General features: G+C 59.5%; 15 protein-coding genes. All 15 read left to right on the forward strand.

The genetic code is table 11. The features are described from left to right. Nucleotides 1-394 precede the first annotated feature (394 nt). Nucleotides 395-526 carry a hypothetical protein gene (locus C1711_RS07930; RefSeq protein ID WP_267892301.1) on the forward strand — a complete coding sequence of 44 codons (132 nt, stop codon included), beginning with the start codon at nucleotides 395-397 and terminating at the stop codon, nucleotides 524-526. A 252-nt stretch (nucleotides 527-778) separates the two neighbouring features. Then, nucleotides 779-1,846 (forward strand): peptide chain release factor 1, encoded by a 1,068-nt coding sequence (prfA, locus tag C1711_RS06090; protein WP_102338244.1) that lies wholly within the window; start codon nucleotides 779-781, stop codon nucleotides 1,844-1,846. 322 nt (nucleotides 1,847-2,168) lie between these two features. Further along, a complete protein-coding gene (locus C1711_RS06095; RefSeq protein ID WP_102338245.1) occupies nucleotides 2,169-3,347 on the forward strand; it encodes a N5-glutamine methyltransferase family protein in 1,179 nt (392 codons plus the stop codon). 42 nt (nucleotides 3,348-3,389) lie between these two features. Continuing rightward, on the forward strand, nucleotides 3,390-4,607 hold the full coding sequence (locus C1711_RS06100) for a MalY/PatB family protein (RefSeq protein ID WP_199824854.1): 1,218 nt from the start codon (nucleotides 3,390-3,392) through the stop codon (nucleotides 4,605-4,607). An 11-nt stretch (nucleotides 4,608-4,618) separates the two neighbouring features. Next, on the forward strand, nucleotides 4,619-5,263 hold the full coding sequence (locus tag C1711_RS06105; protein ID WP_102338246.1) for an L-threonylcarbamoyladenylate synthase: 645 nt from the start codon (nucleotides 4,619-4,621) through the stop codon (nucleotides 5,261-5,263). Between the two features lie 185 nt (nucleotides 5,264-5,448). Then, nucleotides 5,449-6,984 carry a glycerol kinase GlpK gene (gene glpK / locus C1711_RS06110; RefSeq protein WP_102338247.1) on the forward strand — a complete coding sequence of 512 codons (1,536 nt, stop codon included), beginning with the start codon at nucleotides 5,449-5,451 and terminating at the stop codon, nucleotides 6,982-6,984. 466 nt (nucleotides 6,985-7,450) lie between these two features. Next, nucleotides 7,451-7,885, forward strand: a complete 435-nt coding sequence (rpiB, locus tag C1711_RS06115) for a ribose 5-phosphate isomerase B (protein ID WP_102338248.1) — start codon at nucleotides 7,451-7,453, stop codon at nucleotides 7,883-7,885. 357 nt (nucleotides 7,886-8,242) lie between these two features. After that, a complete protein-coding gene (locus C1711_RS06120) occupies nucleotides 8,243-8,524 on the forward strand; it encodes a hypothetical protein (RefSeq protein WP_234346304.1) in 282 nt (93 codons plus the stop codon). A gap of 16 nt (nucleotides 8,525-8,540) precedes the next feature. Then, nucleotides 8,541-9,344, forward strand: a complete 804-nt coding sequence (atpB, locus tag C1711_RS06125) for a F0F1 ATP synthase subunit A (RefSeq protein ID WP_102338249.1) — start codon at nucleotides 8,541-8,543, stop codon at nucleotides 9,342-9,344. 114 nt (nucleotides 9,345-9,458) lie between these two features. Further along, nucleotides 9,459-9,653, forward strand: a complete 195-nt coding sequence (locus C1711_RS06130; RefSeq protein WP_102338250.1) for an ATP synthase F0 subunit C — start codon at nucleotides 9,459-9,461, stop codon at nucleotides 9,651-9,653. A gap of 39 nt (nucleotides 9,654-9,692) precedes the next feature. Continuing rightward, nucleotides 9,693-10,289, forward strand: a complete 597-nt coding sequence (gene atpF / locus C1711_RS06135; protein ID WP_102338251.1) for a F0F1 ATP synthase subunit B — start codon at nucleotides 9,693-9,695, stop codon at nucleotides 10,287-10,289. Then, nucleotides 10,282-10,764, forward strand: coding sequence for a F0F1 ATP synthase subunit delta (locus C1711_RS06140; RefSeq protein WP_102338252.1), 483 nt, complete (start codon nucleotides 10,282-10,284; stop codon nucleotides 10,762-10,764). The genes atpF and C1711_RS06140 overlap by 8 nt, the downstream gene beginning before the upstream one ends. A gap of 3 nt (nucleotides 10,765-10,767) precedes the next feature. After that, nucleotides 10,768-12,387, forward strand: coding sequence for a F0F1 ATP synthase subunit alpha (atpA, locus tag C1711_RS06145; protein WP_102338253.1), 1,620 nt, complete (start codon nucleotides 10,768-10,770; stop codon nucleotides 12,385-12,387). 5 nt (nucleotides 12,388-12,392) lie between these two features. Then, nucleotides 12,393-13,304, forward strand: a complete 912-nt coding sequence (gene atpG / locus C1711_RS06150) for an ATP synthase F1 subunit gamma (RefSeq protein WP_102338254.1) — start codon at nucleotides 12,393-12,395, stop codon at nucleotides 13,302-13,304. Then, nucleotides 13,304-14,737: a F0F1 ATP synthase subunit beta gene (gene atpD, locus C1711_RS06155; protein WP_102338255.1), complete on the forward strand. Its 1,434-nt coding sequence runs from the start codon at nucleotides 13,304-13,306 to the stop codon at nucleotides 14,735-14,737. The genes atpG and atpD overlap by 1 nt, the downstream gene beginning before the upstream one ends. Nucleotides 14,738-14,740 lie beyond the last annotated feature (3 nt).

The following is a 14,740-nucleotide window of genomic DNA, read 5'->3' on the forward strand; positions in this document are numbered from 1 at the left end:
TTTCTAACGGGAACCTTACCTGCGTCCCGCATCTGTCGAACATGCCGACGTATGGCAATGCGCCGTCTCCCGCATGGGCGTTCTTTCTCAACAGAATCTCGACAATGTTCAGGTGATGCTACATAGAACAATCGGAATCTGTCGGTTTGCAGATGGTGCTGATATATCGGTGGCTTGCTGTGTCGTTGCGCTCGCTGCCATGCTTCGTTGTCGCCCTTGCCGCCACACTCCTGCGAAAGTTGGGCTATTTTTCGGTATCTGAGCCTCTGCAAAGTCCCTCAAATGCTAAAAAACAGCCCAACTTTTATTGACGGGCAATTTGCTGACATAGTTGATATCGCGCTTGTCAAGTGTATGTGGACGTTTGTCGATTGAACGGTCAAGTCGTTAAGGTGTGTCTGAGGCATATTCGCTCGTGCGCATGTGGACGTTTGCCGAGTTGTTGCCACGTGTGCCCAGCTTTGGGTATCATATCCACGCCAAGAACGGGGAGGATCCCATGCATATCACGCTTGATAAGCTCTAGCTACGATGATTTTGCGCCCGGCGCCTGCATGCGCAGACGTCCGGTGCCGCTACGTTCTGCCGCGCTGCGCTGTGGCAGCTGGTCCGTCGCCTCACTCGACGCGCCAGCCTCCTGCATTGGCCCGCTCGCGCTTTGTCATCCCGATCGAAAAGCGCCCCTGGCCAGCGGTTTCGAAAAAACAGACTGCAAACGGACGGCGTCGCGGCACCCTTACCGTACTTATCTTTCGCACATATATAAAGGAGCGTTATCATGCGTGACAAACTCGAGAAAATCATCATTGCCTACGAGGAGCTTGAGAAGAAGCTCTCCGACCCCTCCGTGGCGAGCAACATCAAAGAATTTACGCGCCTCAACAAGGAATACGCGCATCAGACCGACCTCGTGAACGCGGCGCGCGAATACCTCTCGGCGCTCGACGACATCGAGGCCGCCAAGGAGATGCTGCACGACACCTCCGACGCCGACGAGAAGGAGATGCTCCAGATGGACATCTCCGAGAACGAGGAAAAGCTTCCGCAGCTTGAGGAAGACATCAAGTTCATGCTCATTCCGGGTGACCCCATGGACGAGAAGGACACCATCATGGAGATCCGTTCCGCCGCCGGCGGCGACGAGGCGGCCATCTTCGCGGGGGACCTGTTCAAGATGTACCAGCGCTTCTGCGAGAGCAAGAAGTGGAAGATCGACGTGCTCGATTCCAGCCCCAGCGAGGCGGGCGGTTTCAAGTCCATCGAGTTCAAGGTGACGGGCGACAAGGTGTACTCCGTCATGAAGTACGAGAGCGGCGTGCACCGCGTGCAGCGCGTTCCCAAGACCGAGAGCCAGGGCCGTATCCAGACGTCCACCGCGACCGTCGCTGTGCTGCCCGAGGCCGATGAGATCGACATCCAGATCAACCAGGCCGACCTGCGCATCGACACGTACTGCGCGTCCGGTCCCGGCGGCCAGTGCGTCAACACCACGTATTCCGCGGTGCGCATCACCCACCTGCCCACGAACACGGTTGTCCAGTCCCAGGAGCAACGCTCGCAGATTCAGAACCGCGAGGTCTGCATGCAGATGCTGCGCGCCCGTCTGTACGAGATGGAGCTCGAAAAGCAACAGGCCGAGCTGGGCGCTGAGCGTTCGGCGCAGATCGGCCATGGCAACCGTTCGGAGAAGATCCGCACGTACAACCAGCCGCAGGACCGCGTGACCGACCACCGCATCGGCTACAACTCCACGTACAACGGCGTTCTGCTTGCCGACCAGCTCTCCGGTGTGATCGATGCGCTTGCTGCCGCTGACCGCGCCGCGCGCCTGGCGGAGGCGGTGTAATACTTGAAGTAAAGCCAATGCTTACAAGGCCCTCCCATGCGGAGGGCTTTTTTGAGCTTGTCGAGAAAAGCCACGCAGCTTTGTTGCATCGCTCGGGACCGCTTAACCGCTCTGTTGGAAGTCGCATAGAACAAGATTGGATGTGTGTTAGACGTCGTAGGTATGATTTGAGTGATGCGTGAGACTTGCGTCAGAAAATGCCGTTGAAATGCTGTGTTTCGACGAATTTGGGCCAGAAATTACCGAATTGAGCGTTCTCGAAAAACGTCGGCAACAGGTGCCGTAGAATCGCTCTCGAGCACGACGAGGGACGGAGAACGCAATGCCAAACGACACGTGGACGATAAAACGATGTCTCGATTGGACGCGCGACTACTTGCGCGACAAGGGTGATGAACGACCGCGTCTTTCGGCGGAGTGGCTGCTGTCCGGAGTGACCGGGCTTTCGCGCACCGAGTTGTACATGAGCTTCGATCGTCCGCTTGCCGCTGATGAGCTGGCATCCATGCATTCGGCTGTAGTGCGTCGCGCAAAAGGGGAGCCGCTTCAATACATCACGGGCGAGACGGATTTTCGTTTGATAACCGTTGCTTGCGAGCCCGGCGTGCTCATCCCGCGTCCCGAAACGGAATTGCTGGTCGAGGAGGTTCTTGCCTTCCTCGATCGGGAAGTATTTGCGGGTGATGCCGCGCCGGTGCGCGAACGCAAGGAGCTTCCCTGGAATGCGGAGGTTGAAGCTGCGCGGCAAGCAGAGCTTGCCGCAGCGGCCAAGAAGGCCGCTGAAGAGGCCAGTGTGCCGGAACATGTTTCCGCTTTGGATGTGGATGAAGAGAGGGGCGGCGTTGATGCTGTACCAGGCGATGTCGTCGCAAGCGACACGTCGACCGAGCACGGAGGCCGGGGGGCTTCATCATTGGGTGTCGCTTCTGATGCACGAGTAGATACGGATGGGGATTGCGAGCAAGAAGAGCCGCGTACCGCGCGCGTACTGGAAGTCGGATGTGGCACTGGGTGCATTTCCCTCTCGCTTGCATATGAACGAAAAGGCCGCGTTACGTGCGTGGCGACCGATATTGAACCTCGCGCGGTGGACTTGTCCATACGCAATCGAGACGCTTTGGGTTTGATGCCTGATGACGTTGATATTCGCCTGGGAAATCTGGTTTCACCGCTTGACCGAGAGACGGAATGGGGAACGTTCGACGTTTTGGTGTCCAATCCTCCTTATATTCCGAGCGGCGTAATGAAGACGCTTCCGCGCGAGGTCAGTGCGTTTGAACCGGGTCTGGCTCTTGACGGGGGCGTTGACGGTCTTGATATTTTCCGCAGGCTCGTTAATGCGGCTCCGCACATGCTGCGTCCGGGCGGATTGCTCGCTTGCGAGCTTTACGAGGGGCACCTTGATGCGGCGGCGGAGCTTTGCCGCAATGCAGGTATGCACGACGTGCGCGTCGTTAACGATCTTACCAATCGGCCGCGCATGATTTTTGCCCGTGTGTAGTGTGGCCTGGATACGAGTGAACGTGTGATACGGAGGGATATCATGTTTGACTTCACGAGCATTATCGACCGCGTGGGGAAGGATTCGATTGCCTACGATGCGGCCTCGGCCATCGCGCGCGGCTCGCTTGGCCCGACTGACATGCAGGTCGATGAGGGTTTCGATTTTATCCCGATGTGGATTGCGGACATGAGCTTCGCTACGGCGCCTTCGGTGATTCGGGCGCTGCACGAGCGCGTTGACCACCCATGTTTCGGCTACTTTGAGTACTTACGCGCGTACTACGAGAGCATCATTTCATGGCAACAACATCGCAATGGTGTGAATGGCTTGAAACCGGAGCATATCGGCTACGAGAACGGTGTGCTTGGTGGGGCGGCGAGCGCCCTCGATGCGCTCTGCTCGCGTGGAGACAAGGTTCTGGTCCATAGTCCTACCTATATTGGCTTTACGCACGTGCTTGAGGGGGCGGGATACGAAATCGTTCAGAGCCCCCTCGTTCGGGACGCTGAGGGCGTGTGGCGCATGGACTTCGAGGACATGGAGCGCAAAATTGAAGAGGGGCGTATCCATGCCGCCATCTTCTGTTCCCCGCATAACCCGACGGGACGCGTGTGGGAGCGTTGGGAGATCGAACGCGCTATGGAGCTGTTCCGTGCGCACGATGTGTACGTGATTTCGGATGAGATTTGGTCGGACATCCTGCTCAATGGCAACAAACACATCCCTACGCAAAGCGTGAGCGAGGATGCTCGTATGCGCACGGTCGCCCTGTATGCGCCGAGCAAGACGTTCAGCCTTGCGGGGTTGATTGGCAGCTATCGCGTGGTGTATAACCCCTGGTTGCGCGATCGCATTGACAGCGTGGAGCGTGCAAGTTTCTACAACGATCAAAATGTGCTTTCAATGCATGCCCTTATCGGTGCCTACGGAAGCGAAGGCGAGGCATGGGTGGATGAGCTCAATGGGGTGTTGAGCGAGAACATGCGTCTGGCATGCGAGTTCTTCGAAGGTGTCCCTGGTGCTGCCTTTGCTCGTCCTCAGGGAACCTACATGTTGTTCCTTGATTGCGCCCAGTGGTGCGCGACGCATGAAACAAGCATTGAGGATCTGCTGCGTGCGGGAGTACGCGTTGGCGTGTTGTGGCAGGACGGGCGCGCATTTGGTGGTGAGGCGACGATTCGCTTGAACGTCGCGCTGCCTGAGGCCCGTTTGCGTGAGGCGCTTGAACGTTTGCGCACATACGTGTTCACTGCTTAAAACGGGGGGCGATGGTGACGAAGACGACGGTATGCACCGAGGAGGACTTGGGTTTAGCGCTTGAGGTTTTACGATCGGGCGGCCTGGCGCTCTTGCCGACCGAGACGGTGTATGGCGTGGGCGTGTCGGTGGGGGCGTTTTCTTCCTGCGGTAAGGTTCCTGGGCCAGAGACGGGCTACGGGCGCATCTTTTCGCTCAAGCGTCGCGATCTTGCTCAAACAGTTCCCTGGCTGGTGGATGGCCCCGAGGCGCTCGAACGCTACGCCGTTGATGTGCCTTCGCAGCTGTTTGATCTTGCTCGGACGTTTTGGCCGGGCGCATTGACGTTGGTTGTTCCCGCGGCGCCATGTGTTCCGGATTTTATGCGTGCTGCGGATGGTACGGTGGCGCTTCGAGCGTCAGCTTCTCCCGTCATCCAGCGCCTTATTCGCGAGCTTGGATTCCCGCTTGCGGTGACCTCGGCAAACACGCACGGAATGCCGGCTCCCGCCGCATTTACGGATGTAGAACCGCGTATCCTCGAAGGTGTGGACGTTGCCGTTGATGCGGGCGAGACACCGTGCCGCGATGCCTCGACTATTGTGGCGATGCGCGAGGGAAAACTTGTTGTTTTGCGAGAAGGCGCCTTGCTTTTGCAGGATGTGCAGAGTTTGTAAATGCGCGCAGATTCGGTGCCTTTAGCGTAGGTAAATTGCGCGTTTGCCGACCAATTATGCCGTTGGATGGGAGCGCGTCAAACATGCACAAATTGCCCTGTTAGGGCGTGCCATAATGCAGCGCAGCTCATTCGTGGCGCATACCGATGCACCGCACGTTGCAATCCGAAGAAAGGCGTGTTGAGATGGTACTTTCCCTCAAGGACCTTGGCTTGGTTGACGCTCCCGTCTCTATGGACGGGCGTTATGTCATGGCGCTCGATTCGGGCACGACATCGGTGCGCGCGGTTATCGTCGATGAATACGACTGTGTTGTCGCACAGGCATCAAAACGCATCAAGACGCGCTTCCCGCAGCCCGGATGGGTGGAGCAAGATCCCGTCGAGATCCTTGCCGCCCAGATTGCTGTCATGATGGAAGTGCAGTTCAAGAGCGGAATCCATTCCGATCGAATTGCCGCGATCGGCATTACGAACCAGCGTGAAACCACCGTGGTGTGGGATCGCGATTCTGGCCAACCCATCCACAACGCTATTGTGTGGCAGTGCCGTCGTACGGCAAGCATTTCCGACCGCCTGATTGACGAGGGCCTGGCGGATGAGATTAAGGCAAAGACCGGTTTGACGCCCGATCCGTATTTTTCCGGCACCAAAATCAAGTGGATTCTCGACAACGTTGACGGCGCGCGTTCCGCGGCGGAAGCGGGCCAGCTCATGTTCGGCACCATCGACACATGGTTGATTTACAACCTGACCGGCGGAGAGGTCTTTGCGACCGACTATACCAACGCCAGCCGAACCATGCTGTTCAACATCCACACCCTCGATTGGGATGACGATTTGCTTCGTATGCTCGATATCCCGCGCAACATGCTTCCCGAAGTCCGTTGGAGTTCAGGTGACTTTGGCAGGGTTTCCAGCGACATCATGACGTACGGCCCGCCCATCACCGGCGTGGCCGGCGACCAGCAGGCGTCTCTCTTCGGACACTGCTGCTTCAAAAAGGGCGACACCAAGAACACGTATGGCACAGGTTGCTTCATGCTTATGAATACCGGCGAGGATGCCGTGATGTCAAAGCGCGGCCTCGTTACGACTATCGGCATCGCTCAAGGCGGGCACATCTCGTACGCGTTGGAAGGTTCGATTTTCCATGCGGGCGCGACCGTCCAGTGGGTGCGTGATAAGCTCGGGCTCATCAACAGCACGAGTGAGGCTTCGGACATCTGCCGTTCGCTCAAGAGCAACAACGGTTGTTATTTGGTGCCGGCGTTCAGCGGTTTGGGCGCTCCGTGGTGGGATCCCGATGCACGTGGACTCATCTGCGGCCTAACGGGAGCCTCCGACCGCGCAACTATCGTTCGTGCGGCGTGTGAATCCATGGCCTATCAGAGCTTCGACGTGCTCAAGGCGATGGAGCTTGATTCCGACATCAAGCTTGAGGCGCTTTACGTCGACGGCGGTGCGTCGCGCAACGAGTTTATCATGCAGTTCCAAGCCGATTTGCTCGGCATCCCCGTTGTCCAGTCCGAAAACGCCGAGACAACGGCCCTTGGCGCCGCCTATTTGGCGGGTCTTGCCGTGGGTTATTGGGAGGACCTTGAGGAGCTCGAGCAAAACCGTATGGCGGGAAGGAGCTTTGCGCCCGAGGCAAGCGAAGAGGAGGTCGCGAGCAACCTCATGGGATGGCACGATGCCGTGGCACGCGCCCGCACACGTTAGTTGTTTGAGTGGCTGTCTTCGAGGAGGCTTTACGTCGAGGGACGAGAGGGGGCTTGTCTTCGGACTTTCGAATAGGGGTTTCAAATTCCACCCCTGTGGGCGGACGCTATGCCGTTCGCGGTGGAAAACACTCCGTTCACGACTCTCCTTTGTAGGGCGGTTTGACTGTGTTCGTGCAACATAGTCGAAGCTTTGAGACGTTACGGGGGCGTTTCTTCTGACTGGGATGTGGAAAGGGAGGCGCTTCCAACACGAGGAGTTGCATATCGGGACGGTGGAGCGCGAGGTGAGTTGTGCTTCAAAGTGCGTCCAGATATGCACAAATGGGAAAATAAGTGTTCGTTTGCATTCGTTTTTTGCCATTTATAGTGCAATTTTTGAATGTTCGAATACGGGCATTTTTTCAGCTGCTAGGCTGTAGAACTGCTAAAGTTAGACGACAATCGGCACGTGGGAGGAATAAACGATGCGTGTTGCCATTGCATCCGATCATGCGGGCTTCATCCAGAAGCAGCCAATGATTGATTACATGACGGGGCTGGGATATGAGGTCATTGATCTCGGTCCCGAGAACGACGATCGCGTTGATTACCCCGATTTCGGCGAGAAGGTCGGTCGCTACGTGGCCGCCGGCAACGCCGACCGCGGTGTCTGCATTTGCGGGACCGGCATCGGTATCGCCGTTGCAGCGGGTAAAATCCCGGGCATTCGCGCGTCTTCCATCACGTCGCCGGAGTTTGCCGCGTTGTTCCGCCAGCACAACGACGGCAATGTGATCGGTTTGTCCGGTCGCTTCGTGGACCTCGAGGTCAATGAGGAGATCGTCAAGACCTTCCTCACGACCGATTTCGAGGGTGGCCGCCACGCTGGACGCGTTGAGAAGATCAACGCGCTCGACTAGGCGTGCCGCCGTTCGAGGCATCGCGTTTCCCGAATGCGCCCGTTGCCGTTTGGGACCGTTCGTCACTTTGCCTGACCGCTTGTCGTATTCGTCGGATATCGAATGCGAACGGCGATACGCTTTAGGGCGTTTGGCGTGTCGGTCGTTTTGCGTGGCGGAAAGCCGCAGTTCGAACTGCACGTGTAGTGCGAACTGCGACATGAGGCGGGACGGCAGGGGTGATTCGGCTCACCCGATGAGGGTGAACCGGCCGCCTGTGTTCATTTCATCGTCATGGGCGATGGATGGGTCGAGCGGTTTTTCGCATACTGGAACTGTCGGGCCTATGTTCGGCAGGCGATGTGTGGAGGTGACGAGGTGGATGCCGAAACATTCATGACCGCCGTGGCGGGCGTGGTGTTCGGAGTCGTCGGCTTTGCGCCTTTGTTTGCGGTCGAGCTCCTCGTCCGCAAAGGTCGGATTCGTCCGACGGTGGGAAAAGGGATGGCAGCGCTTGCTGTATCATTTGTGTTTCTCATGTCTGGGCTTTCAACGGCGTGGGTATACACGCCGGGGAAGATATTGGTGGTAACGGCAGGGACCTTGTTCGGGTTTTTTGCCATGTGGGCGGTCTTGGCCGCTCGCTCAATGAGTCGTTGACTCGAGGAGGATAGCGTTGGAAGCCTTTGAAAAGCTGCCAGGCGAGATCAACCATTTGGTGTCGAGCTTCAGCTCGATTCCCGTCGTGGGCGATTTGATGACGACGGGCATCACCCAGTACACGTTCTGGCTTATTATCTCGTCTCTTTTGGTGCTCATCATCTTGTTTGCGTTTGCAAAGCGCTGCGCCGTGGTTCCCCAAGGCCGCTTTGTCAACGGAGTGGAATTTGTAGTTGAGTATCTTGAGAACGATGTGGGCATCGGCATCCTGGGCAAGGAGTCCTGGCGTCGCCACTTCCCGTTCCTCATGACGCTGTTCTTTTTTATTGCGATTAACAACATCGTGGGCATCATCCCGGGCATGAAGCCCGGCACGGGCACCATCTCGGTGACCGCCGCGCTCGCGCTCGTCGCATTCGTTTACTTCGTGGGCGTGGGCGTCAAGAACAAGGGCGCTTGGGGCTACATCAAGAGCCTCGCTCCCAAGGGCGTGATGTTCCCGCTGAACATCCTGGTGTGGGTCATCGAGGTCATCTCTACGCTGCTTCGTCCCATCACATTGGCCGTCCGTCTGTTCTGCAACATGTTCGCCGGCCATATCGTCATGGGTTCCTTCGCCCTCATGGTGTCGCTGTTCGCCGAGCCGCTCATTCAGCAGCTCAGCCTATCCAATGCCGCCGGTGCGCTGCCCGGCCTGGTGTTTGCGGCAATCCTGTTCGTCATCTACGCCATCGAGATTTTCGTCGGCGTGATTCAGGCCTACGTGTTCACGGTGCTCACCGCCGTGTACATCCAGGGTGCCGAGGCTGCCGGTCACTAGCGGTCATGCCGGGCAAGGACCGGCGGTTTTATTTGGTATCGGGCGCTCGGTGCGCTGGATATAGGAATTGTGGATCAAGCGCGTTAAAGGGACGCGCGAAACCAAGGAGGAATCGTGGGAGTTATCGGTTACGGTCTCGGTGTTATCGGTGCAGGTCTTGCCATCGGCCTTGCTGCTTATGGCGTTGCAAGCGCCATGGCCCGCCAGCCTGAGGTACAGGATCGCGTCTTTACCGTCTTCATCATGGGCGCGGCCTTCGCCGAGGCTCTGGCCCTGATCGGCTTCGTCGTCGCGCTGGTTGTCCAGTAAGCGCGCGGAAATAATCAGACCAGATCCCAAGGGGTAGATATGAAATTCGTTCAACGCACAGGCATTGCGCTCGCCGCTTCTGCCTCGACGCTTCTCGTGCCAAGCTTGGCGTTTGCCGAGGGTATGGGCGGCGCCGAGATCCTGATTCCGAAGCCTGCTGAGTTTATTCCTGCACTCATCATCTTCCTGGTCATCTACTTCTTGCTTTCCAAATTCGTGTGGCCCATCGTCATCAAGACCCTCGATGCCCGCGAAAGCAAGATTGAGGAAAGCATCGAGGAGGCCGATGCCACCAAGGCCCAGGCCGCCGAGATTCGCGACGAGGCCGACGCCATCGTGGCCGAGGCTCGCCGCCAGGCTTCCGAGATTGTCATGGAAGCCCGTTCCGACGCCGAGAAGGAGCGCTCGCGCATCGTGGCGCTTGCACACAAGGAGGCCGAGGAAATCATCGTCAAGGCGCAGGACACCGCCGCCGACGAGATGAAGCGTGCCTACGCCTCTGCGGCCGATACGGTGGCAAAGGTGTCCGTCTCCGTTGCTGCCAAGATCGTGGGCGACACACTTGCCCAGGATGAGGGGAAGCAACGCGAGCTCATCGACAAATATCTGAAGGAAGTGGGTACGATTCATGGCTAATCAGCAGATCAGCGATCGTTTCGAGAAGCGTAAGCTCGAGACGTATGCGCGCACGCTGCTCGAGGCCGCCAAGTCGGAGGACCGTGTTTACGAGGACATCGAGCCCATCAAGGCCAGCGCCTCGGCAAGCCCTGAGGTTCTTTCGGTCCTTTCCCAGATGGCCGCGCATGGAGATATGGATAAGATCTCCGACGTGCTTGCGCTGTACGGCGAGATGGCCGAGGGTGACCAGCACACTGTGGGCGTCACGGTGACCACGGCCGTGCCGCTCGACCACGAACTGCGTGCTCGCGTCACGCAGAAATGCGAGTTGGATTTGGGGCAAAACGTGTTTCTCATCGAGCGCGTCGACCCGTCCATCATCGGCGGCATCATCCTGACGGTGAACGGCCGTCGCTATGATGCGTCCGTGCGCCATCAGCTTGAGCAGGCGCAGAAAGTAATGACGCAAACTGCAGCGAAATCGGGGGTGTAATTCGTGTCTGAAGCAATTACCGCCGAGAACATCGAGCAGATCCTGCAACAACGCCTGTTTGACCTGGAAGCCACTGTTGATACGCAGGAGGTTTCCAAGGTGGTCGAGGTGGGCGACGGCATCGCTCACGTTTTCGGTCTCAAAAGCGCCATGGCGGGCGAGCTGCTCGAGTTCACGAGCTCCATCACCGGGCGTACCGTGTACGGCTTGGCGCAGAACCTCGATCGCGAGGAAGTCGGCGCCGTTCTCTTCGGCGAAGTCGACTCAATCAAAGAGGGCGACGCCTGCCGCACCACGGGCCGTGTTATGGATATTCCCGTGAGTCGTGGCATGCTCGGCCGCGTGGTGAACCCGCTCGGTCAGCCCATCGACGGCAAGGGAAGTATCGGCGAGGGCTCCCGTCGTCCCATCGAGTTCAAGGCCCCGGGCGTTATCGAGCGCACCCCGGTGTGCGAGCCGGTGCAGACCGGCCTGCTCGCCGTCGACGCGATGATCCCCATCGGCCGCGGCCAGCGTGAGCTCATCATCGGCGATCGCAAGACGGGCAAGACCGCCATTGCCATCGACGCCATCATCAACCAGCGTGGCAAGGATATTATCTGCGTATATGTGGCCATCGGCCAGAAGGCATCCACGGTCGCCGCGATCCGTGAGACCCTCGCCGCGCATAACGCGCTCGACTACACGGTCATCGTGTCCGCCACGGCTGCCGACTCCGCGCCGCTCCAGTACATCGCTCCGATGGCGGGCGCCGCCATCGGAGAGTACTTCATGTACAACGGCGAAGATGGACGTCCTGCCAGTGCCACCAATCCCGGTGGCCACGTGCTTGTGGTGTACGACGATTTGTCCAAGCAGGCCGTCGCCTATCGTCAGATGTCGTTGACGCTGCGTCGTCCGCCTGGACGCGAGGCGTATCCGGGCGACATCTTCTACCTGCACTCTCGTCTTCTCGAGCGCGCTTGCAAGCTTTCCGAGGCCAACGGCGGCGGTTCGCTCACCGCGCTCCCCATCATCGAGACGCAGGACGGCGACGTGTCCGCCTACATTCCGACCAACGTGATTTCCATCACCGACGGTCAGATCTACCTGCAGTCCGAGCTGTTCCACCAAGGTCAGCGTCCCGCTGTTGACGTGGGCATCTCTGTTTCCCGCGTCGGTGGCTCCGCGCAGACCAAGGCCATGAAGCAGCAGGCGGGCAACCTCCGCCTCGACCTCGCGTCCTATCGCGAACTCGCCGGCTTCATGCAGTTCGGCTCCGACCTCGACGCCGCGACGCAGCAGCAGCTCACGCACGGTGCTCGTATGACCGAGCTCCTCAAGCAGGGCCGCTATCAGTCGCTCGACGTGGTCGACCAGGTTGCCGTGCTTTACGCCGGCAACAAGGGATACCTCGACGACATGGATCTTGCCGATATCGTGCCGTTCCGCGAGGGTCTCATCGACTATCTCGACGGTGCGCATCGCAAGTTGCTCGAAGAGTTCCGCGAGAACAAGATGGATAAGGCGGCCGAGCAGCAGCTCAGCACCGCTATCCAGGACTTCAAGGTGCAGTACTACGCCTCCAAGGAGGCACAGGCTTCGGGCGCAGCCGCGTCCGCTGAGAAAGCGGGAGAGAACTAGGCTCTATGGCTAACCTCCGCGAAATAAAAAAGCGCATCAGCTCGGTCTCTGCGACCCAGCAGATCACGCGCACGATGGAAATGGTCTCGACGGCGAAGATCGCCCGCGCCCTCCAGCGCGAGAAGAACTCCGAGCCGTTCGCCGGCGCCATCACGGACGTCATGCTTACCGTGGCGCAGGCCGCTGGCTCGGATGCAAGCAATCCGCTGCTCAAGGACCCCAAGGATTACGAGCGCGCGCTGCTGATCGTGGTCAATTCCGACCGCGGCCTGTCCGGCGGCTTCAACATCCAGGTCGCGCGTGCGGCTGAAGAGCGCATCAACCATTTCCATCGCCATGGGGCCAAGGAGGTCGAGCTGATCACCTGCGGGCGCAAGGCGACCGAGCACTTCCGCAAGTACCCGCATAAGGCGCTCGCAATCGTGGGCGAGTCCGACAACCCTACGCTCCAGAACGCGCGTGTCATTGCGAACTACGTGATCGACGGTTTTTCCCAGGGCCACTTCGGCCGCGTGGATATCGTGTATTTCCACGCTAAGAACCGCGTGGAGCAGGTGCTGCGCTCCGAGCGCATCCTGCCGCTCGACGAGCAGGTCCTGAGGACGGCCCGCGGTCCGCGCGCGAATGAGAACGAGGCCCCCACAGGCTTGACCTCGCCCTTCGAGTTCGTGCCTTCGGCTGAGCATGTGTTGAGCAGGCTTATCCCGACCTACGTCCTCACTGTCATTCAGCAGGCGCTGATCGACTCGGCTGCCGCCGAGCAGGGTGCCCGACGCAAGTCGATGCACTCCGCCACGGAGAACGCCAACGCCATCATCGCCGACCTTTCACGCACCTATAACCGTGTACGCCAGGCTTCCATCACCACCGAGATCAACGAGATCGTGGGCGGGGCCGCTGCATTGGAGGAGAACTAATGGTAGATACCATCGCTGTGGACTCCACGCCCACCGCGGGCGTCGGTCGCATCACGCGGATTATCGGCGCCGTCGTGGACGTCAAGTTCAAGGGCGGCGTCCCGAACATCTATAACGCACTTACGGTCGAGGCCGATACGCCGATGGGCCATATCGACACGATCCTCGAAGTCGAAAGCCAGCTGCCCGGCGATGTCGTGCGCTGCGTTGCCATGACCTCCACCGACGGCCTGCAGCGCGGTCTCGAGGTTGTCGACACGGGCGCTCCCATGCAGATGCCGGTCGGTAAGGGCACGCTTGGCCGCATCTGGAACGTCATGGGCAAGCCCGTCGACGGCAAGGATATGCCCGAGATTGACGCCTATTACCCCATCCATCATCCCGCTCCGTCGTTTGACCAGCTCACGACCAAGACCGAGATCTTCGAGACCGGCATCAAGGCGGTCGATTTGCTCGAGCCCTACATCCGCGGTGGCAAGACCGGCTTGTTCGGTGGCGCCGGCGTGGGCAAGACGGTGCTCATCCAGGAGCTCATCAACAACCTCGCCCAGGAGCACGGCGGCACGTCCGTGTTCACCGGCGTCGGCGAGCGCACCCGTGAGGGCACCGACCTGTACCTCGAGATGAGCGAGTCGGGCGTTATCGATAAGACCTGCCTGGTCTACGGCCAGATGAACGAGCCGCCCGGAGCGCGCCTGCGCATCGGCCTGGCCGGCCTGACCGAGGCCGAGTACTTCCGCGATCGCGGCCAGGACGTGCTGCTCTTCATCGACAACATCTTCCGCTTCTCGCAGGCTGGCTCCGAGGTCTCGGCTCTGCTGGGCCGTATGCCCTCCGCCGTCGGCTACCAGCCCACGCTCGCAACCGAGATGGGCGACCTGCAGGAGCGCATCACCTCGACCAAGACCGGTTCCATCACCTCGGTCCAGGCCGTCTACGTCCCTGCCGACGACTTGACCGACCCGGCTCCGGCCACGACCTTCACGCACCTCGATGCCACGACGGTCCTTTCCCGTGCCATCTCCTCGCTGGGCCTGTTCCCGGCCATCGACCCGCTGGCCTCCACCTCGGACGCTCTCGACCCCGCAATCGTGGGCGAGGAGCACTACCGCGTGGCCGTGCGCGTCCAGGAGATCCTGCAGGAGTACTCCGACCTCCAGGACATCATCGCGATTCTGGGTATGGACGAGCTCTCCGACGAGCAGCGCCTGACGGTGAACCGCGCCCGCAAGATCCAGCAGTTCCTCTCGCAGTCCTTCCACGTTGCCGAGAAGTTCACGGGCAACCCCGGCGTGTACGTGCGCGTCGAGGACACGGTGCGCTCGTTTGCCGCCATCATCGACGGCGAGTGCGACGACCTCCCCGAGCAGGCGTTCCGCTACGCCGGCACGATTGACGACGTGCGTGAGCGCGCCGCCAAGATGGGGGCGTAAGCC

The organism is Collinsella provencensis (genome assembly GCF_900199705.1).
In the GTDB taxonomy this organism is placed as follows: Bacteria; Actinomycetota; Coriobacteriia; order Coriobacteriales; family Coriobacteriaceae; genus Collinsella; species Collinsella provencensis.